The organism is Puniceicoccus vermicola, from assembly GCF_014230055.1.
Classification (GTDB): Bacteria; Verrucomicrobiota; Verrucomicrobiia; order Opitutales; family Puniceicoccaceae; genus Puniceicoccus; species Puniceicoccus vermicola.
Genome location: NZ_JACHVA010000127.1, coordinates 11743 through 33737, shown reverse-complemented (window position 1 = coordinate 33737; position 21995 = coordinate 11743). Strand labels below are relative to the sequence as shown.

General features: G+C 56.0%; 16 protein-coding genes and 2 tRNA genes. 13 read left to right on the top strand and 5 right to left on the bottom strand.

Features of this window, described 5'->3' with window-relative positions; all coding sequences use genetic code 11:
• Positions 1-34: 34 nt before the first annotated feature.
• On the top strand, positions 35-2065 hold the full coding sequence (gene ftsH, locus H5P30_RS16975; protein WP_185694106.1) for an ATP-dependent zinc metalloprotease FtsH: 2031 nt from the start codon (positions 35-37) through the stop codon (positions 2063-2065).
• Positions 2066-2110: 45 nt separating this feature from the next.
• Complete coding sequence (locus H5P30_RS16970; RefSeq protein ID WP_185694105.1) at positions 2111-3112, top strand: agmatine deiminase family protein; 1002 nt, start codon at positions 2111-2113, stop codon at positions 3110-3112.
• On the opposite strand, the gene rlmF is transcribed toward H5P30_RS16970, so the two are convergent.
• Complete coding sequence (gene rlmF, locus H5P30_RS16965; protein WP_185694104.1) at positions 3113-3985, bottom strand: 23S rRNA (adenine(1618)-N(6))-methyltransferase RlmF; 873 nt, start codon at positions 3983-3985, stop codon at positions 3113-3115.
• Positions 3986-4586: 601 nt separating this feature from the next.
• Between rlmF and H5P30_RS16960 the strand changes: the two genes are divergently transcribed.
• Positions 4587-4973, top strand: coding sequence for a pyridoxamine 5'-phosphate oxidase family protein (locus H5P30_RS16960; protein ID WP_185694103.1), 387 nt, complete (start codon positions 4587-4589; stop codon positions 4971-4973).
• 127 nt (positions 4974-5100) lie between these two features.
• Here H5P30_RS16960 and H5P30_RS16955 read toward each other — a convergent pair whose 3' ends face one another.
• Positions 5101-6120 carry a hypothetical protein gene (locus H5P30_RS16955; RefSeq protein WP_185694102.1) on the bottom strand — a complete coding sequence of 340 codons (1020 nt, stop codon included), beginning with the start codon at positions 6118-6120 and terminating at the stop codon, positions 5101-5103.
• Positions 6121-6436: 316 nt separating this feature from the next.
• Here H5P30_RS16955 and H5P30_RS16950 point away from each other — a divergent pair.
• Positions 6437-6521: transfer RNA gene (locus H5P30_RS16950), tRNA-Leu, on the top strand.
• 888 nt (positions 6522-7409) lie between these two features.
• On the opposite strand, the gene H5P30_RS16945 is transcribed toward H5P30_RS16950, so the two are convergent.
• Together H5P30_RS16945 and H5P30_RS16940 are read right to left on the bottom strand one after the other, a co-directional pair.
• Positions 7410-7802 (bottom strand): polysaccharide biosynthesis/export family protein, encoded by a 393-nt coding sequence (locus tag H5P30_RS16945; RefSeq protein ID WP_185694101.1) that lies wholly within the window; start codon positions 7800-7802, stop codon positions 7410-7412.
• A 298-nt stretch (positions 7803-8100) separates the two neighbouring features.
• Positions 8101-8177, bottom strand: a tRNA-Val gene (locus tag H5P30_RS16940).
• Positions 8178-8323: 146 nt separating this feature from the next.
• Between H5P30_RS16940 and rplS the strand changes: the two genes are divergently transcribed.
• The 9 genes from rplS (at position 8324) to H5P30_RS16895 (ending at position 15976) form a co-directional block, all read left to right on the top strand.
• Positions 8324-8689, top strand: a complete 366-nt coding sequence (gene rplS, locus H5P30_RS16935; RefSeq protein WP_185694280.1) for a 50S ribosomal protein L19 — start codon at positions 8324-8326, stop codon at positions 8687-8689.
• 203 nt (positions 8690-8892) lie between these two features.
• Complete coding sequence (gene trpA / locus H5P30_RS16930) at positions 8893-9720, top strand: tryptophan synthase subunit alpha (protein WP_185694100.1); 828 nt, start codon at positions 8893-8895, stop codon at positions 9718-9720.
• A 64-nt stretch (positions 9721-9784) separates the two neighbouring features.
• The gene (locus H5P30_RS16925; RefSeq protein WP_185694099.1) at positions 9785-10615 is read left to right on the top strand and encodes a hypothetical protein; all 831 of its coding nucleotides are present in this window, start codon (positions 9785-9787) and stop codon (positions 10613-10615) included.
• Positions 10612-11406, top strand: coding sequence for a thymidylate synthase (locus H5P30_RS16920; RefSeq protein ID WP_185694098.1), 795 nt, complete (start codon positions 10612-10614; stop codon positions 11404-11406). Before H5P30_RS16925 ends, H5P30_RS16920 begins: the two co-directional genes overlap by 4 nt.
• Positions 11407-11468: 62 nt before the next feature.
• Entirely contained in the window at positions 11469-11906 is a 438-nt protein-coding gene (locus tag H5P30_RS16915; RefSeq protein ID WP_425504938.1) for a dihydrofolate reductase, read from the top strand.
• Positions 11907-12515: 609 nt separating this feature from the next.
• Positions 12516-13103, top strand: a complete 588-nt coding sequence (locus H5P30_RS16910; protein WP_185694096.1) for a histidine phosphatase family protein — start codon at positions 12516-12518, stop codon at positions 13101-13103.
• A 118-nt stretch (positions 13104-13221) separates the two neighbouring features.
• Positions 13222-14796, top strand: coding sequence for an MFS transporter (locus H5P30_RS16905; RefSeq protein WP_185694095.1), 1575 nt, complete (start codon positions 13222-13224; stop codon positions 14794-14796).
• A gap of 148 nt (positions 14797-14944) precedes the next feature.
• Positions 14945-15721: a hypothetical protein gene (locus H5P30_RS16900; RefSeq protein WP_185694094.1), complete on the top strand. Its 777-nt coding sequence runs from the start codon at positions 14945-14947 to the stop codon at positions 15719-15721.
• A 21-nt stretch (positions 15722-15742) separates the two neighbouring features.
• A complete protein-coding gene (locus tag H5P30_RS16895) occupies positions 15743-15976 on the top strand; it encodes an FmdB family zinc ribbon protein (protein ID WP_185694093.1) in 234 nt (77 codons plus the stop codon).
• Positions 15977-16381: 405 nt separating this feature from the next.
• Here the strand turns inward: H5P30_RS16895 and uvrA are convergent, their stop codons facing one another.
• The gene (gene uvrA / locus H5P30_RS16890) at positions 16382-21892 is read right to left on the bottom strand and encodes an excinuclease ABC subunit UvrA (protein ID WP_185694092.1); all 5511 of its coding nucleotides are present in this window, start codon (positions 21890-21892) and stop codon (positions 16382-16384) included.
• Positions 21893-21995 lie beyond the last annotated feature (103 nt).

Below are 21995 nucleotides of genomic sequence, written 5' to 3'. Positions count from 1 at the left end.
TAGCTTGCGGCTAAAAAGGTCGCAACCACCGCTAATGAAAGAAGATAAAGATAGGAAGACGCCGCAGCGCCCGCCCCAACCCGATCGTTTCCAGCCGAAGGTCTTGATGATCTGGCTCGGAATCATCGCGGCCATATTTGCACTCTACGCTCTCAGTGACTCGCAGCGCGCCTCGATGGAGAAGCTCAGCGTTCCTGAGGTGATCCAAGCGGTCGAAGCGAACCAAATTGTCAGTGGGACGATTAAAAACGATCCGACGGGTGGCAGTGAATGGTACATCATCAGTGGGGAGATTGCTCCCGACGGGGATACTGCGAAGCAGGTGGAAGCCGACGCGAGCTTGAAGCCCGAGCGCTTTGAGGCCCGGGGACGGCTCACGGAAGACGATTACACGAAAATCCGTGCCGCTTTTCGTGAGGAGCCAGCCAGCACCTTTCTCACGGATCTGATTCTCAATATCGTTCCGTTTCTCCTCATCATCGGACTCCTTTATTTCCTCTTCATCCGCCAATTGCGCAATGCAGGGCGGGGAGCTATGAGCTTCGGCAAGAGCAAAGCGAAGATGCTTACCCGGGACCGCGAGAAAGTGGTTTTTCGGGACGTGGCGGGTTGCGATGAAGCCAAGGAAGAAGTCAGCGAGATTGTTGACTTCCTTAAGGATCCCAAGCGTTTCCAGCGCATCGGGGGTAAGATCCCGAAAGGCGTGCTCATGGTGGGCCCTCCGGGGACGGGGAAAACCCTTCTCGCCAAGGCCGTTGCTGGCGAGGCGGATGTTCCGTTTTTTACGATTTCCGGTTCAGACTTTGTGGAGATGTTCGTCGGAGTCGGGGCCGCTCGTGTCCGCGACATGTTCGAGCAAGCCCGCAAGAATTCTCCCTGCATCATCTTCATTGACGAAATCGACGCGGTCGGTCGCCAGCGGGGTGCAGGTCTTGGTGGTGGAAACGACGAGCGCGAGCAGACGCTGAATTCGCTCCTCGTCGAGATGGATGGTTTTGATGGTCACGAAGGCATCATTGTCATCGCCGCCACCAATCGTCCGGACGTCCTCGACCGCGCCCTCTTGCGCCCAGGCCGTTTCGACCGTCAGGTGATGATCGATCCTCCCGATCTGAACGGACGCGAAGAGATTCTTCAGGTCCATGCCCGGAAGATTAAGCTTTCGAAGGACATCGATTTGCACGTTATCGCTCGGGCAACTCCTGGATTTGCTGGGGCCGATCTGGCTAATCTTCTGAATGAAGGGGCGCTGATTGCCGCCCGCCGTTCCAAGAAGGAAGTGGAAATGAGCGACCTCGATGAGGCCCGCGAGAAGATCTCTTTCGGTCGGGAACGTCGTCGTCTTATGGATGACGAAGATAAGAAGATCACTGCTTACCACGAAGCGGGTCACGCCATTGTCCAAGCCGTCATCGACGACGGACACCTGCCCATTCACAAAGTGACCATCATCCCACGTGGCCAGAGCCTTGGGAGCACGATGTTTTCGCCGAAGAAGGATATTCTTAACCAAGCGAAAAAGCGTGCCCTGAACCAGATCTGCTGCGCGATGGGCGGCCGTATCGCCGAGGACATGGTTCTCGATGAAATCACCAGCGGAGCCTCCGGTGACATCAAGATGGCGACCAAGATGGCTCGCCGTATGGTTTGCGATTGGGGAATGAGTGAATTGGGGCCGATTGCCTTCGGTGACAATCAGGATCACATCTTCCTCGGGAAGGAAATCTCCCGCGATCAAAATTACAGTGAGGCCACCGCTCAGGCGATAGATAAGGCCATTCACGATATTGTCATCAAGCAGTATAAGCGCTGTCAGGAGATTCTCGAAGAGCACCTCGAGCACCTGCATACTTTGGCGGCGGCTCTCTTGGAGCACGAGACCGTCGAAGGCAAGCATGTGCATGAAATCATCGATACCGGTTCCATCCAGTCGGACGTCGTCCAGATCGAGCCTGTTCGTTTTCGGGGCAGCAAGGCCGAAAGCGATGAAGGTAAGGAAAAGAAGTCGGATGAAAAAAGCGAGGACATGGGCGGAGGACGTGAGCCCTCCGGTGCCCCCGCTTGATGAGCGGATCCGCTTTTTCGGTTTCAATTCTTTGAGATACGGCTCGTGAGCACGAGTGATAACACGCGCCGGATGCCGGCGGAGTGGGAACCTCACGCCGGGACGTGGATCTTTTGGCCGACTCGTCCGGAGCAGTACCTCTACGGTTCGGCTTCGGATTTTTCCACCGTTCGCGATGCTTTCCAGAAACTGGTCGATGTGCTTTGTTCCTTCGAGCCAGTCAAGGTAGGGGCGGATGCGTCGGTGCGTCAGGAGGCGGAGTCGATTCTCGGCCGTCGGGCGACGGTTCATGAGTTCCCCCTCGACGATGCTTGGGCCCGCGATGCGGCTCCCACCTTTATTTTCGAGAACAATGATCTCGCCGCTCTTTGCTGGCGCTTTACCGGATGGGGTGGGAGGTTCGGTCCCATTGAGGCCGATGCAAAAGCCAGCAGTCGCATTGCGGAGGGCATGGGTCTCCTGATCATCCGTTCAAAGTTGGCTTTGGAGGGAGGCGGTATTCATTCGAATGGGCAGGGCACCATTCTCACTACGACTCCGGTTCTCGAAGACCCCGGTCGCAATCCGGGAGTCCCTTCCAACGAATTGCAGGAACAGCTGGCCACAACTTTAGGGGCATCCCATATCGTGAGTCTTCCGCGTGCCTACGCTGGGGACGATACCGGCGGTCATATTGATGTCATCGCTGCTTTTGCACCCAGTGGAGCGGTGTTGATCAATGATTGCACGGATAGCTCCGACCCCAACGTGGAAGGATCTCGGGAAAATATTCGGACGCTGAAGGCGGCCGGGTTGGAGGTGATTTCGGTTCCTCAGCCGGAGGCTCGCTATGCCGGTGGTGATCGGCTGGCCTACAGTTACTTGAATTTCTATCTCTGCAATGGCGGAGTCATCGCTCCGATTTTTGGGGACAAGAAAGACGACTATTTTTGCGGACTCTTGGAAGAACACTTTCCGGATCGGGAAGTGGTTCCCATCGACGCCCGGCCCTTTTATCTCGGAGGCGGGGGGATTCACTGCGTGACCCAGCAAATTCCTCGAGCTTAGCTAAAACTTCCAAGCGAGGAGGCGGCTTTGTTTCTGTCCCTGCTCCATGGGGACGACCTTCACCTCTGCGGCTTTTGCTTGTTCAAGTTGTGACCGAAGGTAGGGCAAGTTTGCGCTTTTGGAGACCAGTGAAGTGAACCATCCGACCTGCCCGGCGAACTTCTGGCTCTCGGCGATCATTCGTTTCAGGAAGCCCACCTCGCCACCAACACACCAAAGTTCCCGGGGCTGCCCGCCAAAATTGAGGTTGGATGATTTTGGCGGAATTTTCGTTCGTTTCAGGTTTCTGGTTTTGCGTTGGTTCTGGCTGCGGGCTTCGTCCGGGGAGGGGTGGAAGGGTGGGTTGCACATTGTCGCAGCGAAGGAATCACTCGGTTTCAGAATTCCGGTGAAAATGGCGCCCTCATTCTTCTGTCGAACGATTCGGATGTTTTTTTGCAGGCAAGGATTGGCTTCGACGATGGCCCGCGCCGAGCGGAACGCCCTGAGCTCAACCTCTGTCCCCACGAAGTTCCATCCGTAGCTGCGGTTGCCAAGAATCGGATAGATGCAATTCGCGCCCGTGCCGATGTCGAAGATCCGTTTGCGCGAGTCCGCCGAACGGTCGACCCCGATCAAGTCTGCCAAATGATGAATGTAGTCCGCGCGTCCCGGAATCGGTGGGCAGAGATAACCTTGAGGGATGGCCCAATGGTGAACTTGGTACTGGTGAGAAAGGAGAGCGCGATTGAGACAGAGAACCGCCTCCGGATCGCTGAAATCGATCGTGCGGTCTCCTTTCGGATTCGGGCGCAGGAAGCCGGCTAACTCTGGACAAGCGTCGCAGAGGGCGTCGAAGTCGTACCGACCTTGGTGTGGATTCCTCGGATGCATGGAGAGGGAGGCTGAAAGGCAATCGAGCCAATGGCGAGCGGCGACTTCTTGTAGGGGTGCAGCTTCAGCTGCCCCCATCGCGTCTGCTTCGGAACGGCACCCGGAAAAACCTTCCGTAACCCCAAGACCGCGCAGCTAAAGCTGAGCGGCTACTTTTTGTGAACGCAGCTATGTCGTGACCTCTATTTCAAATCTCAGATGTCTCACCAGATCAGGGCGATCCATGCGCCTGACGCTGCCCCTCAGTCCTCGCCGGATCGGGAAAGGCGGTTTGCTGAAGCTGCACGGATGGAAGGAGAGCGGTTGACGGGTAAACTGGGACCGGCTGCTTAAGCTGCCGACGCTGCCCCTCAGTCCCCAGTTTCCCAGAAATACCCTTCTCTAAAACACTTCAGTACTCCGCCGGAATTCCACCGATTCTGATCCGCCAATCTTCCAGATTTCGGTCAGTCTCCGGCCAGAAAGCCTCTTTGGACTATTCAAGCTTCTTCAGGTAAACAGTCCCCATTCTAATACTCTGCTGCATATTGCGATGATGGCTGGGATCTCGCGGCAAATGGAGTGATTCTACGATTCTGCTGCCATCCTGGAATGAAGACTGATGAGTAAACTATCCGAAGAAGTTCTGACCGCCGTTGAAAAGACCATTCCGATGGGAGTGGCCACTGCCGATGTTCAAGGGAGACCGAATCTGGTCTACGTCTCCCTGATCAAAGCCATCGACAGCGACACCTTGGTCGTTGGAGATTGCGCCTTCTCGAAAACCAAGGCCAATCTGGCCGAAAATCCGGTCATGAGCGCCCTCGTCATGAATCCAGACACCAAGCGAGCCTTTCAGATCAAATGCCGAGCGGAAGAGGTGACGGAAGGCGAACGGTTCGAATCGGTCGCAGCTTGGGCACAGTCCCTCTGGCCGAATGTGCCGCTGCGGGCCGCTTATTACCTTCACGTGGAAGAAGTTTTCGCAGGGGCCGAGAGAATCGCCTAAGAGGCGAGGGCATTCGCAATAGGGTAGCGCGGGTTGGCCCAACCCGCACCCAAGCTTGGATTCAAGAAACCGATCCTTGAAGAACCGGGGGATGAGCCATGGGCCATGGCTCGCTACCGGATACTGGCTACTGATTCTTAAAGCAATCGTCGCCTTTCTCGCAAACGCCGTCGTCCCCGGATCCACAACTCCCACCGCTTCCGCAACCCGCGCAGGCTGAGCAGGCGTCCCGGAGGACTTGTGAGCGGATGAAGGTGGCAATGTCGGTTTCTTCGAGATTGTAGGCGTAGATGCGGTCGGCTTCGATTTGAACCAGTTCGCCGGTGAAATCGACCTGCATCGAGACGGTGCGCATCTCAAAAATATCGATGAGGCTGGGGGCTTCGACTGGCTCGATCTGCCGCAGGGATCCATCCTCCTCAATGACCTTGATCCCCGTATGCACTGTTTTTACGGAAATGAGGTTCCCTTCCGGATCGAACTGGACGGAATTTTGGTCGGCGTTCATCCCGATCATTTCCGGGTCGTAGGCGGCAATGACTCCAATCGGAGTTAAAAGGTTGGCTGGTTCGGCCGGCTCCAGCGAACGGAGGGACCCGTTTTCATAGAGGGCAAAGCCCGTGCGGGCGGATATCTCCCCGACAGGCGATTGGAGGACAATCTTTTCGCCCGGCCAAAGGGTAAGACTTTTGAGGGCTCCGGAAGGGTAGAAGTGAAGAGCGATGATCTTTGCCGAGAACTGGCCGACCGGAAGATCGAAATCGAAAACCTCGGCGAGCTCGCCTTCATTTTGTTCTGACCAGTAGCCGTCGATCTTTCCATTGAGAGGAAATACCCGATTCACGGCCCCATCCTCATAGAATGTAACCAGCTCCGCGTGAAAGACGCCGAGGGGCGTTTGCAACGGCGTCGAATCGTCGAGGGCCGCGCTCTTGATTTGACCATTTTCGAAGAAGCTCAACGAGCTCCGATACTTCTTTTGACGCTCACCCAGAACGGGCGGGCGGTATTGCGGAACCAGAGTCCCGGCGGAGGTGGTGACTTCGTTCCGGGTATCGACAATGCACGACTTCAAAGATCCGCTCTTGTAGGTCATGAAATTGGTGATCCCCCGCAACTCCCCATATTGGCATTCCATTGTTTTCATGATGCTCCGAAATGCTGCATAGATCGGGCCTGAGAGGTCTCGAAGGAAGAAATGGCGAGAAGGTATAACCGGAGGTAATGGAGTCGATTACGAAAAGATTTGGTTGCAGCGGGGAAGAGGATGCGAGCAACGGTCTATTTCGGCGCTTGCGGGTGATTTCCGTTTGGGCCGGGTACGGGCAGGACCGCTGTTCTACCGACAGAGAACTTGGCCAGTTTGGCGACGATCGAAAATTTCTTATCAATTCCCCTTGCTAATCGGTTGGGGCTCTCCTTATCTTCCCGAGCTTCGTTGAATGACGAAGGCTGACAAGCTTGCCTAGGTGGTGGAATTGGCAGACACGCTGGATTTAGGATCCAGTGCCGCAAGGCGTGAGGGTTCAAGTCCCTCCCTGGGCACCACAAGCCTTTCGTTTGACGAGATCCGTTCAGTTCGAGGGTTCTTGCTAATGCTTTTCCATTTGCACGATTTGCACGACAAAAGTCATGCGAGAACGGGAGACCAAAGTAGCGAGAGCTTCCAGCTCTCGATTTGGATCTTCGCTGGACAAGTCCAGCTCTCGAATCGCGATATGTTGGAAACTGGACCGACTGCCGAATCCTTGTGCCAGGCGGGCCGCTCCTACGTGTGAGAGAGCTGGAAGCTCTCACTACTTTGGATTTTGCTGTGGCAGTACTTTTTCGGATGGGGTGCCAGGGCACTTGACGGTCCGTGGTCGGGGAGAATCCTTCCAAGGAACGGCTGCTTCAGCTGCCGATTTCGGCGTTACGGGGGCCGCTCCTACGTGTGAGAGAGCTGGAAGCTCTCACTACTTTGGATTTTGCTGTGGCAGTACTTTTCGGATGGGGTGCCAGGGCACTTGACGGTCCGTGGTCGGGGAGAATCCTTCCAAGGAACGGCTGCTTCAGCTGCCGATTTCGGCGTTACGGGGGCCGCTCCTACGTGTGAGAGAGCTGGAAGCTCTCACTACTTTGGATTTTGCTGTGGCAGTACTTTTTCGGATGGGGTGCCAGGGCACTTGACGGTCCGTGGTCGGGGAGAATCCTTCCAAGGAACGGCTGCTTCAGCTGCCGATTTCGGCGTTACGGGGGCCGCTCCTACGGGTGAGAGAGCTGGAAGCTCTCACTACTTTGGTATTTTGCTGTGGCAGGACTTTTTCGAATGCGGTGTCAGGGCACATAATGGTCCATGGTCGGGGCGAATCCTCCAAGGACCGGCAGCTTTAGCTGCCGCGCTGCCTCTCCGCTCGTTGGTTGGCCCCGCGCGTTCAATTCGCATGACCATAGGTTTCATTCCTCCTTTTTCTGTTTCTCCAGATAAATCGGAAGCTGCTGGTTAAACTGTTTGATCTCTTCGAAACTTAAGTGGGAAATCATGTGAAACTGAGCCAGAATGAGATCCTTATCCTGAAGGGGGACGTCAGGTTTGTCTTCAAAGACAATCTTCCAGGCATCGACCGAGATCATTTTGACGCCCTCTTCGGTGTTTCTTCGAAGGTAGATGTGCTCGGGACAGCCGTCGCCGCGAATGCCGCCGGCGAGGTAGATTCCGCGGAGCAGACCCTCATCGCTGGGGATTTCGTATTGTCCGGGTTCGAAAACGCCTCCATAGATGCCGATTTTTAGGGGATCTCCGCAGAGGGAGGAGGCCGCAAGGGCTCCGAGCAGGATGAACTTTAACATTTATCAGGGAGGAGATCTTCGTGAGCTGGGTCGACTGGAAGAGGGGATCCTAATCCGGGATGAGGGAAATGGGAATCCCACACTCTGATAAAATGGTCGCGGAGAGACACTTCTGTTATGCACGTTCTCGTGCCTTTTGCCGGTAGTCGCCTCGAAGCGAGATTTCTCTAGCGGAATGGGAGCGGTACGATTGAATTCGAGCGGCTGCATCGGAGAGCCAAGGCCTAGTTCCGGAATCGGCCCAGTATGGCGGATTGCCGTGTTGTTGTTCCCGTAAATTTCACCATCGAACTGCGAATGGTGGACGGAGAGGGACTCGAACCCACGACCTACTGGGTGTAAACCAGTTGCTCTAACCAACTGAGCTACCCGTCCGGGAAAAGTAGGTAGGTTGAGGATGGTTTATGTGGAAGCAACCTCTTTTTCTTATTTTTGGAAGAAAAATTACTCTTCTTTCTCTTGACGAGGGACTAACGACCTTGTTTTCTCCACCGTTTACTTTTCATTCAAAGACCAGAGATATGAACGCGTTGATTTCCGAAATTTCCAAAGAGCAGCTGCAGGACGACCGCGCCAATTTTAAAGTTGGTGACGGGGTTAAGGTGCACACCCGTGTCCGTGAAGGTGAAAAGACCCGTATTCAGGTTTTTGCTGGTATCGTAATTGCCCGCAAGGGAACGGGGATCACCGAAACTTTCACGGTTCGCCGCATTGCTTCGGGTGTTGGCGTGGAACGCGTTTTCCCCGTGCACTCGCCCAACATCGAAAAGATCGAAGTCGATCGCGATAGTGTGGTCATGCGTGCCCGTATGTACTACATGCGTGAGCGTATCGGTAAGCGCGCCAGCCTCGTGAAGGAAAAGCGCCTCGCTGAACAAGGCAGTTAATCCGATCCGCGGAGACGGGGGATGGATCCAGAAAAACGGAGCCGTAACCTGTTTTGCGCCGTTCTGATTATCGCGGCAATCGCAGTCGGGCTCTTTAAGTTATACCTCTATCGCTCTGCGCTGGAGGAGAGTTTTCAGACGACTCCGGCAGAGGATTCCGCCGAAATTCAGAATTCAGATTCAGGAGAAGCTTCTACGGCACCATGAGTGATTCGGATCGCATTGCCCGGGCATTTGATGCCGAGCGTTTGAAGGCGGCGGGAAAGAAGTCGGCCTTCGTTTCCTATACCTGTGCCGGAGATCCGGATCTCGAAACTTCGGTCGAGATCTATCGTCATCTGATTGAATCGGGAGTCGATGTTCTCGAGATTGGCGTTCCTTTCAGCGACCCGTTGGCGGATGGTCCGACCAATCAACGCGCTGCCGAACGAGCTTTGGCAAACGGCGTGACCTCTGCCGACGTTTTTGCATTGGTGCGGAAGGTTCGTGAAATCTCCGACGAGGTTGCGATTGTTTTCTATACGTATTTTAACTTGGTCTTCTCGCGAGGGATCGAGAATTACGTCCTCGAAGCGAAGGCTGCTGGGGTCGATGGTCTCCTCGTTTTGGATCTTCCTCCGGAAGAGGGGGCTGACTATCTGGAGATCTGCAAAAAGCATGATCTGAAGACCGTTTTTATCGTGGCTCCGACGACCCCGAAATCGCGGATTCCGTTGATTGCGGACGCCGCTACTGGGTTTATCTACTATGTCTCGCGCGAGGGAGTTACTGGTGAGCGGACGGATATGGCTGAAGGCGTTGAGGAAGCCCTTTCGGCGATCCGGGAGCAGACCGAACTTCCGACGGTTGTCGGATTTGGAATTTCGGATCCGAGTCAAGTTCGTCAGACTGCACAGTGGGCCTCCGGGGTGGTGGTCGGTAGTGCGATCGTGAAGCGTTGCGCAGATCTTTCGGTGAATTCAACGGAAGGGTGGAGCGATTTTTCCGGGTTTTTGCGCGACATGGTCGCGGGCTGCACGATCGAGAGCTGATCGATTCGTTTCCGGCTGAATCGGGCTTGCTCCCCGCCTCGGGAAGTTCTTTTCTCGGGCGATCATGATTCTCCCAAATTCGCGATTTTTCTCTTCTTCCGTCCTGGGAGCCTTGGCGGGAATGGTTACCCTGATCCTTGCCTCCGGGTGTGCTTCGACCGCATCGCTAAGCCCGGATGAGACGGCCGCACAAGAGAAGACCTTGAAACTGGCTCTATCTGATCTAGCGAAAGATCCATTTGGTCCCTACAAGACAGTTTCCGACTTTCCCAAGCTGGAGGTGCGCACCAAAGTTTCCAATCAACGGGTGACCGGGGCTCCGCTGCAGCAGATTAGCGGTCTCACCTTTCCCGTGAGAGGGAATGTTGTTATCGGATATCCGGCGACTCTGGAGTTGAAAAATTCCGACTCCGTTGTGATCGAAATCACCGATCTGGAGATACGCCGTCGCACCCCAAATTTGATTGGGGATTTTCAGCCATTTCTCGGGGTTGATCCGATTGTTCTTCAAGCCGGAGAAACCTGGCAGGGCACGTTCATCGTCTCCCGCAAGCAGGGATGGTATCGCATGGAATCGAAGGCTTCGGCACCAGAAGGGTGGATGGCGATTCCCGGCCCTGCGACCCGCAACGTTTACTTTAAGGAATCGACGCAGCTGAAACTGAGCGAAGAGGGGTATATGGCCAATATCACCTTCTGGAATCTGAACGAAGAAGATGCATCTTTTTATTACTGGATCACCGATGGAGTTCCTCAAGGGCGGCCTGATTCTTCCATTGCCGAAGGCGTGGTCGAAGTCGGTGCCGGTGAAGCCCTGAAACTCGAAATTGATACGCCCGAGAAAAATTGGACCCTTGTCACCGCGCCTGCGGAAGACGAAGCTGAAAAGCCATGAAGGTCTATCTCGATTTAATGCGTTCGATCCTGGAAACGGGAAGTTTCCGCGATGACCGGACCGGAACGGGCACTTGGTCCCTTTTCGGGGCTCAATTGCGATTTCCCCTGAGCGAAGGATTTCCGTTGGTGACGACGAAGAAAGTTCACCTGAAATCGATCATTCATGAATTGCTCTGGTTCCTCCGAGGCGAAACGAACGCCCGTTCTCTGCAGGAAAACGGCGTAAAAATTTGGAACGAATGGGCCGCGCCCAATGGAGATCTGGGGCGCATCTATGGGGCCCAATGGCGGTCGTGGCAGGGGCCTGACGGGAAAAAAGTCGACCAGATTGCGGAAGTAGTCGAGTCGTTGCGCAAGAATCCGGCCAGTCGCCGGCACATGGTCTTGGCTTGGAACCCCGGGGAGATCGATCAGATGGCATTGCCCCCGTGCCATGCGCTTTTCCAATTCTACGTGGCCGATGGAAAGCTCAGCTGCCAGCTCTATCAGCGCAGCGCCGATATTTTTCTCGGAGTGCCCTTCAACATCGCTTCCTATGCCTTGCTCCTGCAAATGATGGCGCAAGTCTGTGATCTGGAGCCGGGCGATTTCGTTCACACTTTTGGAGACGTTCATCTCTATGCCAATCACCGGGAGCAGGCCGAGACTCAACTCGCCCGTGAGCCTAGACCTCTACCGCGGATGATCATCAATCCGGAACGGCGGGAGATCGACGAATTCGAGTACGAGGACTTCACGCTCGAGGGCTACGATCCTCATCCTGGCATTAAGGCTCCGGTCGCGGTGTGATGGAGACATCTTCCCAGCCCAAATCCGAAGAGTCGTCACACTCATGGATCGCAGTGGCCGCCATGGCGGATAACCGGGTCATCGGGCGCGACGGGCAATTGCCCTGGCATCTTCCCGGTGATTTGAAGTTTTTCAAAAACCTGACCAGCGGCGCCACGATTCTCATGGGAAGGAAAACCTATGAATCGATCGGACGCCCCTTGCCGAAGCGGCGCAACCTTGTCCTCAGTCGTTCGGATTTTGAAGCCCCGGGAATTGAAGTCTTCTCCTCGGTAAAGGCGCTTCAGTCAGCCTTGGCTCCGGATGAGAAGGTGTACGTGATCGGTGGGGCCGAGATCTACCGCCTGACCATGGATCTCTGGACCGAAGTCTACCTCACGCGCGTCAAACTCGCGTCCGAGGGCGACACCTTCTTCCCTCCATTCGAAGAACGATTTGCCGCCCCTGAGACGGTGCACGAAGAAGACGATTTCGCTGTAGAGCATTTTGCGCGTCGATAGTCGCCAGCAGTGGCGGTGCGGAGGCAATTCGGGGTCGAGGGAATTTCGGAGTTTTGGGGCGGGAATAGGCGGTCGCTCGGGGAGGGTGCTTTTCCTTGCGTGGGAATCGCACGACTAAAGTCATGCGAGAACGGGGAGCCGAAAGTAGAGCGAGAGCTTCCAGCTCTCGATTCGCGTCACAGGCTAGCAGCCTGTGGTTCAGGAGCAGGGCCGCGGCTTCAGCTGCGCCTTTCTCCTCAACTTGAAAAAGTCATGCAAGAGCGGAAGCCCAAAGTAGCGAGAGCTTCCAGCTCTCGATTCGCGTAACAGGCTAGCAGCCTGTGGTACGGGAGTAGGGACGCAGCTTCAGCTGCGCCTCTCTTCTCAACTTGAAAAAGTCATGCAAGAGCGGAAGCCCAAAGTAGCGAGAGCTTCCAGCTCTCGATTCGCGACACAGGCTAGCAGCCTGTGTTACAGGAGCAGGGCCGCAGCTTCAGTCTGTGCCATTCTCTTCTCAATGCGAAAAGTAACGCCAGAACGAGAGTGCGTTCTAGAAGATCCTTTGGCATTTGCCCAAAAAATGCATCTGGGTCTTGTGCTTCCGTGGGAAATGGTATCAATGCTTTCATCATGTCGGAGGATACTCAAAAAAAGGTATTTCTGTTTCGTCACGGGGAGACGGAGTGGAGTCGGTCTGGGCAGCATACTTCGATTACAGATTTACCCCTTACGGCGAACGGGAGGGACGACGCGAAAGCGCTCAAGCCCGTGGTCGAACTCTGCGACTTTTCCCTGATTTTGAGTAGTCCGCGGAAGCGGGCGAAGGAAACCGCTGAATTGGCGGGAGTCGGGGATCGGATGGAGATCGATGAGGACCTTGCGGAATGGTTTTACGGCGATTACGAAGGCATGACGACTTCTGAAATTCGGGAGAAAGTGCCCGGATGGAACATTTTCACCCATCCCGTTCCCGGTGGAGAGACGGGGGAAGAGGTGGCGGCCCGGTGCGACCGGGTAATTCAAAGAGTTTTGGAGGCCTCCGGGGATGTGGCCTTGTTTGCGCACGGTCATCTTCTGCGCGTGTTTACGGTTCGCTGGTTGAGGCTAGGGCCGAGTGAAGGGCGTCATTTCGTCATCCACACGGGTTCTTTGATCCGCCTCGGCTACGAGCACGAGAATCGTGCCATCGAGATCTGGAACGCTCCGGTAGACCGCTAGGGCAACGAGAGCGCCATTTGGGGCGCTCAGTTGGGGATCGGGGAATGGTCCCCGGTAAAAAGCAGATGAATTGTGGAATGGCCTCTGCTTAATTGGATGTAAGGGGAGATCTTTAATTTTGAGTTTATTTCAGCAAAAAGAAACCGTTTCAGAGAGTGAACTGCGCAGTGGAATGCGCCTTCTCAATTACGATGCGGTTTGTTCGCAGATCCTGGGGGTGCTCGGGGGAGGCGCATTCCTCGTCGCCTTCGCGCTCGAACTGAATGCCTCGAATCTCTTGATCGGTTTCTTGGCAGCGATCGGTCCGGCGAGCCAGATTTTGCAGATTCCTTCGATTTACGCGGTCGAGAAGTTGCGGAATCGAAAGGCTCTGGTTGTCTTGCCGGCTTTGATCGGCCGCTTTGCCTGGTTGTTCATCCCCTTCATTCCTTTTCTTCTCCCTCCGGATTACTGGTCCGGGGCGCTTCTTGGGCTCATCGTTTTCTATTTTGGGATCAGCGCCACCGCCGGGTGTGCCTTCAATTCGTGGATGCGGGATCTGATCCCTCAGAAGGAGTTTGGAGGTTTTTTCGGGAAGAGATTGTCGATCGCTTCTGCGGTCGGGGCAGCAGTGACCCTGGGTGCTGGTTGGGCCGTGACACCCTTGCTTGAGTGGAGCGGTGATCCATTTGTTCCTTACAGCCTCTTTTTTGTCATTGCCGGGCTGGTGGGCATTCTCGGGACCAAATTTCTGAACCAGGTGCCGGAGCCCAAGCCGGAACCTGCCGAATTGGCCCCTTTCTTATCTCTTCTCTTCGAACCCATTCGTTCGAAGCCCTTCCGGCAGCTTTTGATTTTTACGGTTTTCTGGAGCTTTGCGGCCAACATGGCCGGGGCGTTTTTCGGGGTCTACATGCTCCAGCGGTTGGAGATTCCGATGGGAATCGTCATTTCACTCAGCGTCCTCAGCCAGGTCGTGAATGTGCTCTTCTATCGAATCTGGGGAACCTTGGCCGATGCGTGGAGTAACCGTTCAGTCCTCCTCGTGGCAGGCCAGCTGTTCATGATCGCTACGCTCGTCTGGCCCTTCACAACCTTCCCGGAAAAGTATGCCCTAACCATTCCGCTCTTGATCCTGATCCACGTGTTGACCGGAATCTCGACGGCGGGGGTGATCCTCTCGACGGGAAATCTGGCGATGAAGAATGCCCCTAAAGGCAAGGCCACCGCTTTCTTGGCGAGCAATGCTCTGTTTAACGGAGCAGCGGCTACGATGGCTCCGATTGTTGGGGGGATCATCGCCGATGTTTTGGCGGGCAGTGAGTTTGCGGCCAATTTCTCTTTTACCGAAGTTCTCACCGACGGGGATCCGATCGTCTTTTCGGCGCTGAATCTTCGGGGGCTCGATTTTGTCTTTTTTCTCGCGGCCATTGTCGGGTTCTACGGACTCCACCGTCTGGCCTACGTGGAAGAGCCGGAATCCCGAACGGAGCGACTCCGCCTCGACACCGTGATCGCCGAAACCCGCAAGAGCCTGACGAGTATCTCCAACGTCGCGGGCTTACGGAAGTTGGCTTATTTCCCATTCTATCTTTTGGCTGCAATCCCATCCCGTAATGGGGGCGAAAAGAAGAATGGGAATCGGGAAACGGATTCGGCTGAGTCGCCGCTCGGTGAGCAGGAGGGGCAGGTCGAAAGCGAAGACCGGCCCTAGGATACCGGGGGTGCAACCAGAAATGCGGGGACTTCACCGCTCATTTGCAGCCGTTTTGTAAAATAACCCCGGAGAGGTTTCGAGGCGCGCGGTGCTTCTATGTCCGCAGAAGCCTGGGCATTTCTCCCGTACCACAGGCTGTCAGCCTGTGCTGCAAATCGAGAGCTGGAAGGTTTCGCTACTTTGGGCTTCCGTTCTCGCATGCCTTTTTCAAGTTGAGAAGAAAGGCGCAGCTGAAGCCCTGCGATTCCGAAATGCCGTGGAAAATGGGATCGTTTCGGTCCAAAACTCTTCCGCACGGGTAGCGACACCCGTCCGGGGTGCGGCCTTTCAGGATTCTTGCAATTCTGACAAAATTATCCTTCAATTCTGGGCAGTGAACCGTTTTCGCCAGATCATCCTTTGCGCTTTGGGGACCATCATCGCCTCGGCTCTTGGCGCACAGGTGACCCAAACGGATTTCTCGAAGCGAAACCGGAAAATCGAGAGTCAGCGTTACGATACCAAGGGCGAGATCCCGCAGCCCACCAACCGGTGGATGTCGAAACGGTTCGATACCACCCAGTTTTCCACGCAGCAGTATCGCTTTTCAGACGACAAGTTCAAGGTCCAGAAAATGGATTTGTACAAGTCGGACCGTTTCAGAACCAAAGAGCTAGACATGGAAATGGTCGAGCCAGTGGACTTCCGTGGCGGCGATCAACTCTTCTCGTCGAAGGAATTGGATCAGATCAAGTACAACACCCTCCACCACGACGTTAAAAAGAATTCGAGGTTGGTCGACGAGAATTCAGTGCGGGAAATCGACGACATGGCTGAGCGTCTTTCACTCGCCGACTTGAACCGGTATCAATTTCGACGGAGCCACTCGCGCGAACCGGGGATTCCGGTGCAACAAGCCGCGAGCGCCGAAGCGGCAGAATAACTCTTTTATCGAACCTCCATTATGCCCATCTACGAATACGAAACGGTCCCTTCGAAAAAGGGAGAAAAGGTGAAGCACTACGAAATCCGCCAAAGCATGTCGGACGAGCCCTTGACCCACCACCCGGAGACGGGGGAAAAGCTCAAGAAAGTCTTTACCGCCTTTGCCGTAGGCGGAGGATCCTCCTCCTCGGCGTCCGCTTCCTCGAGCGGCGGGGGTTGCTGTGGCGGGAGCTGCGGTTGCCATCACAACTAAGGCTTAGGCGACCGGGGGGAGGCTTCGGTAATCCGGAGTGCCTTCCGACCGTGGGAATCACACGACTAAAGTCATGCGAGAACGGGATACCAAAGTAGCGAGAGCTTCCAGCTCTCGATTCGCAGCACAGGCGAGCAGCCAGTGGTACGAGAGTAGGTCTGCAGCCTCTGCCTGCGTCACTCTTCTCAATCCGAAAAGTCACGGGATACTGGGAGACCAGAGTAGCGAGAGCTTCCAGCTCTCGATTCGCGTCACAGGCGAGCAGCCTGTGGTACGAGAGTAGACCTGCAGTCTTTGCCTCCGACACTCTTCTCAATCAAAAAAAAGCCATGGGAGAGCGGGAAAGGCCGTATCCCGACCAAGGCTCTCCGCATGAGCTCGTCGAATGCAGCCGTTCGGCCAATCTCAACCTTTCAGTAATGGCTTCAGGCAGGAGGCGGTTAGGCTTTGTTTGGATTTGAGCATCGCTTCGGGGATCCCTTCAAAAATGACCTGACCGCCGCGGTCTCCGCCTTCGGGACCGATTTCAATGAGGTAGTCGGCTTCGGCGAGTATGTCGGTCTGGTGCTCGACGACGACGACGGTATGGCCCTCGTCCACGAGTCGGTGGAGGAGTCCTGTCAATCGTTCGCAATCTTTGAGGTGGAGTCCGATTGTTGGCTCTTCAAGGAGATAGAGATTCTCGGATCCGATGGGTCCTGCCGTTCCTCCGGCTAGTTCGCTCACCAGCTTCAGCCGTTGGGCTTCTCCGCCACTGAGGGTGGGAGAGGGTTGCCCGAGGTTCAGGTAGCCGAGACCGGTCTCGACCATCAGGGCGAGGATTTGGTGGATGCGCTGGTCGAAGGAGAAAAATTCTGCAGCTTCTTCGAAGGACATCTCGAGGACATCGGCGATCGACTTTCCGCGCCAATGAATATCGAGAAGATCTCCCCGGTAGCGCTTGCCGCCACATTCTTCACAGACGACGGAAGCATCTGGGAGGAAGTTCATCTCCAGTTTGCGGACACCCGCGCCCTTACAAGCTTCGCAGCGGCCTCCTGCGGTGTTGAAAGAGAAGGCACTGGAGGTGAGACCGCGCATCTTGGCCTCCGGAAGGGCCGAGAAAGAGGCGCGAATCATATCAAAGACTCCGATGTAGGTGGCTGGAGTGGAGCGCGAGGTCTTCCCGATCGGAGATTGGTCGATCTCGATGACCTTGCGAATGCCGGCAAATCCGCTCACTTTAGCGATCGGATTTTTCTCTCCTGAGCCCGCAAAGAGTGAACGCAAAGCGGTGACACCGAGTTGGTTCTTTCCTGCTTTCAGCGCCCCGTCTACCGACCGCTGAAGTGCTTCGTGCACCAAGGTCGATTTTCCTGCCCCGGAAACTCCGCAAACCGCGGTTAGACGTCGGCGGGGAATGGCGACGGAGTCTCCTTGCCAATTGCGGAGGCGGACCTCATCGAGGCGAATCCATTCCTTGCCCGCTTTCGGCAGATCGCGGCGGTTTCCGCGCAGAGGATGGACGGCTTGGCGAGCCAAGTGTTTCCCGGTCACCGATGCTGCGTTGCGGATGATTTGCTTCGGAGTGCCCTCGGCGACGATCTCTCCCCCGTGCACACCTGCGCCGGGGCCCATGTCGATGACCCGATCTGCGTTGAGAATGACGTCGGCATCGTGTTCGACGACGAGAACGGTATTGCCGCGACGCTTCAATGTGTCGATGGACTGGAGAAGTCTTTCATTATCGCGGGCGTGGAGCCCGATGGTGGGTTCGTCCAGAACGTAGAGGACCCCTGTCAGATTCGAGCCGAGTTGCGAAGTGAGGCGAATGCGCTGGGCCTCCCCGCCGGATAGGGTGCGAGTGGAGCGATCCAAGGTGAGGTAATCGAGCCCAATTTGCTCCATGAGTTGGAGTCGTTCGCGAATTTCCGGAAAGATCTCTTTGAGAATGGCTCGGTCGCGTGGATTCCCCTGAACCTTTTCAATGGTCTGAATCAGTTGCGGGGCGTTCAACGCGAGCAAGTGGGGAAGGTTGACCCGATCCTTAGGGCCAGTTCGCAGGTAGACGTGGCGACTCAGTTCATTCAGTCGGGTGCCTTCGCAGTCTGGACAGATCGGTTCATCGCCACCTTCGACCGCTTCTTCAATGAGCGTTCCCCGCCCGCGGCAGGTGGGGCACCATCCGCGGGGTGAGTTCCACGAAAAGTGCTTGGGATCCAGCTCCGGAAAGGCTTCGCCCGTCTCGGGATCGACCCGGGAACTCGAAAAGTGATGCCGCTGGCCTGCTTTGCCGAGTTGAACGAAAGCGGTACCGTGTCCCAATTTGAGGGCGAGGCCGAAACGTTCGTGGGCCTCCGCTTTGTCAAGATCGGTCAGGTCTGCAAGAATGACGTCGACATCATGCTCACGGTAACGATCCAGTTTGGTGAACTCATTGGGGCGGACCCAGTTTCCGTCGCAGATCAAATAAGGATATTCCCGCGCTGCGGCCCAGTCGGCCAGCGGTTGGTGGTGTCCTTTGCGTCCTCGTATCAGTGGGGCTCCGACGAACGCTTTCCCTTTGGAACTTTGCAGATCTTTGCGAAGCTTTTCGAACAATCGGGTAAGCTCGGTTTCGGAGAGTCCGCTCACCGGGTTCCCGGTCACTGGATTATGCTGGATGCCGATTCTTGCAAAGAGCAGGCGCAGGTACTGAGCGACCTCCGTGATGGTGGCGACGGTTGATTTCGCGGTGCCGTGGGTTACTCGTTGTTCGATGGCTACACTCGGCGCGAGTCCGCTCAGCCGAGTCACCTCGGGCTTCGGCAGTTGCTCGACAAACTGACGGGCGTAGGCGGACATCGACTCCATGAAACGCCGCTGTCCCTCCGCGAAAATGATGTCGAAGGCCAGAGTCGATTTTCCACTTCCGGAAACTCCGGCAATGACCGTGGTTTTTCCGTGAGGGATTTGGACACTGATGTCCCGAAGGTTGTGCTCACGGGCGCCTTCGACAGCGATGGCCCGGGGCCGGTCGCCATAGGGAACCGCTGACTCGGCGACGAGCGCGACTTCCTCGCTCGACTCCGCGGAGGGAAATGGGATGATCTCGCCTTCGCTTCCAAACGCTTCGCGGAGAAACGGAGCGGATTCGGTTTGGCCTTGGGCAATTTCGAGGGGAGTTCCTTCGGCGACGATTTTGCCACCGGCCGATCCGGCGCCTGGGCCCATCTCGATCATCCAGTCGGCAGCGGTGAGCACATCCGGGTGATGCTCGACGACGACGAGGCTGTTGCCCGCCTTCACAAGTTCCTGAAAGACTTCGAGAAGATTGGCGATGTCGTGGCGGTGGAGACCGGTGGTCGGCTCATCGATCAGAATGAGCGCGGCGCCCCGGGGGGCTTTCGATTTCTTGTTGCCCATCTTGCCCAAGTGGCGCACCAGCTTTAGCCGTTGAGATTCGCCTCCGGAAAGTTGATTGAGCGGATGGCCCAAGGGAAGGTAGCCGAGACCGACCCGCTGGATCGGTTCGAGTTTTTCGACGATTTTCGGACGGTCCGCGAAGCGTTCAAGAGCGTCGTTTACCTCCATCTTGAGCAATTGGTCGACCGAGCAACCTTCCAGTTGAATCGCGAGGACCTCCGGCTTGAAACGGCGGCCTTCGCAGACCGGGCAGGGGAGGTAGAGGTCCGAGAGGAACTGCATCTCCACATGTTCGTAGCCAAGACCTTGGCAATGGTCGCAGCGGCCGTCTCCCGCATTGAAGGAAAAAGTTCCCGGAGTCATGCCGCTGCTGATCGCCTCTTCGGTCGCGGCAAAAGCCTTACGAAACTCTTCCCAGGCTCCGGTGAGGAGGGCAGGGTTGGAGCGCGGGGTTTTGCTCAGGCTGCTCTGGTCAATGCGAACGACCTCGCCAATGGACTCGCTGGAATCGATGTCACGAATCTGGGCGGGATCATCGACAGGTTGACCTCTTTGCCGGAGAAGGCCGTCGTAGATGACTTTTTGCAGGAGCGTAGATTTCCCAGACCCCGAAACTCCGCTGATGGCGACAAAGCGCTTGAGCGGAAGATGTAGGTTGATGTCGTTGAGGTTGTGTTTGGAGGCTCCGTAAATCGAGAGGCGCCCGCAGCTTTCCTTTTTGCGTTGATCCATCTCGACCGGGCGGCGTGATTCCGACGAAGCGGCACCCACTTCACCGGAAAGATACGAGCCAGTCAGACTTTTGCGAGAAGAGCAGATTTGAGCGGGCGTTCCTTCGAAGACGATTTCTCCTCCTCGGCGGCCGGGGTTGGGCCCGATCTCGAGGATGCGGTCTGCGGCGCGCATGATCCGTTCGTCGTGCTCGACGACGACGACGGTATTACCCTGGGCCGCGAGTCCGCGAAGAATTCCGATCAGGCGGTCAATATCACGGGGATGAAGTCCTACTGAAGGTTCGTCGAGGACGAACAGGGTGTCGACCATCGAGGTCCCGAGGCAGGTCGTGAGATTGACTCGTTCGGTCTCCCCGCCGCTGAGCGTGCGGGTGGCTCGATTGAGGGTTAGATAACCCAGCCCGACATCATCGAGGAAACGCAGGCGCTGAAGGATGGGTCCCAGGATATCCCCGGGGTCGAGGTCTTCTTGATGAGGTTCGATGAGGGCCCGGAGTTCGCCAACTTCTTTCTCGTAAAGGTCGGGCAGGGTGACCCCGTTCCATTTCCAGCAGAGAGATTCCTCGCCGAGGCGTTTTCCATTGCAATCGGGACAAGTGTCGTAGGCACGGTATTTCGACAGGAAAACCCGGACGTGCATCTTGTAGACATTTTTCTCGAGCCAGGCGAAAAAACGTTCGATTCCGTACCAGCGGCCGATCCAGGCCTCATCTTCTCCGCTGGGGTAGTCGGTATCACCTTCCCAGACAAAGCGCTTTTCCCGGTCGGTCAGGTCCTGCCAGGGGACGTCCATGCGCAGACCGAAATCTTTTGCCCGACGGCGCAGGTCGTCGAGGGAATTGGAATACACTTTGCCTTGAAACGGACGGATGGCTCCTTTGTTGAGAGAAAGAGTTTGATCCGGGATGACTAAGTCGCGGTTCAGGCCGATGACTCTTCCGAAACCGCGGCAGCTGGGACATGCCCCAATCGGTGAGTTGAACGAGAAGACTGCGGGCTGAGGAGGGCGGAAGGTGCGGCCGGTTTCCGGGGAGCGCAAACCCTCTGAAAAAGAGTGCAGGATCTCGCCCGAAGAATCGAAGATGAGCATCTCGCCGTGGCCGTGCTGGAAGGCGGTTGTCGCTGCCTCGAGAAAACGGTTTCGGTTGGTAGGGGCGATCTTGAGTCGATCCTGAACGACGAGGAGCGACTGGCTTCCCTTGAGGGCGTCGGGTTGGATCTCCCCGAGCCGGATGACTTCTCCTCCGTGAACTCCACGATTGTACCCCTGCTTTCCGAGCGACGAGAGAATCTCCTCCCAGTCGATGTTTTTGGGCTTTTCGATTCGGAAGCCGATGAGGCAGGGGTCGGTGCTTTCACTCGCAGCGAGCAGACGTTTCCAGACCGATTGCGGCGAATCGTCTCCGATAGGGTGCCCCGTGGCCGGATCGTACAGGGTGGCGACGGAGGGAAACCAGACTTTGAAGAAATCGCAAAGCTCCGTCATGGTTCCGACTGTGGAGCGAGAAGTCCGTACGGAGTTCTTCTGCTCAATGGCAATGGAGGGGCAGATGTTCTCAATCGAGTCCACGTCCGGACGCCCGATCGTTTCAAGAAATTGGCGGGTATAGGCGTTAAAGGTCTCTACATAGCGGCGCTGTCCCTCGGCGTGGAGGGTTTCGAAGACGAGGGATGATTTACCGGCTCCACTGAGCCCAGTTACGACCGTTACCTTACCGAGCGGGATATCGACGGAAAGGTTCTTTAAATTGTTTTGCCGGACTCCTCGGAGACGGATGGCTTTCGCTTTGCGGGACATTCTCGGGAGCTAACTAGGCTTCCCCATAGTTGCAATGAGGATAGGAGAATTTTTTCCAAATCCCCGAAATTCATGCAATTTGCAATTATTGGGCCGCAGGCTG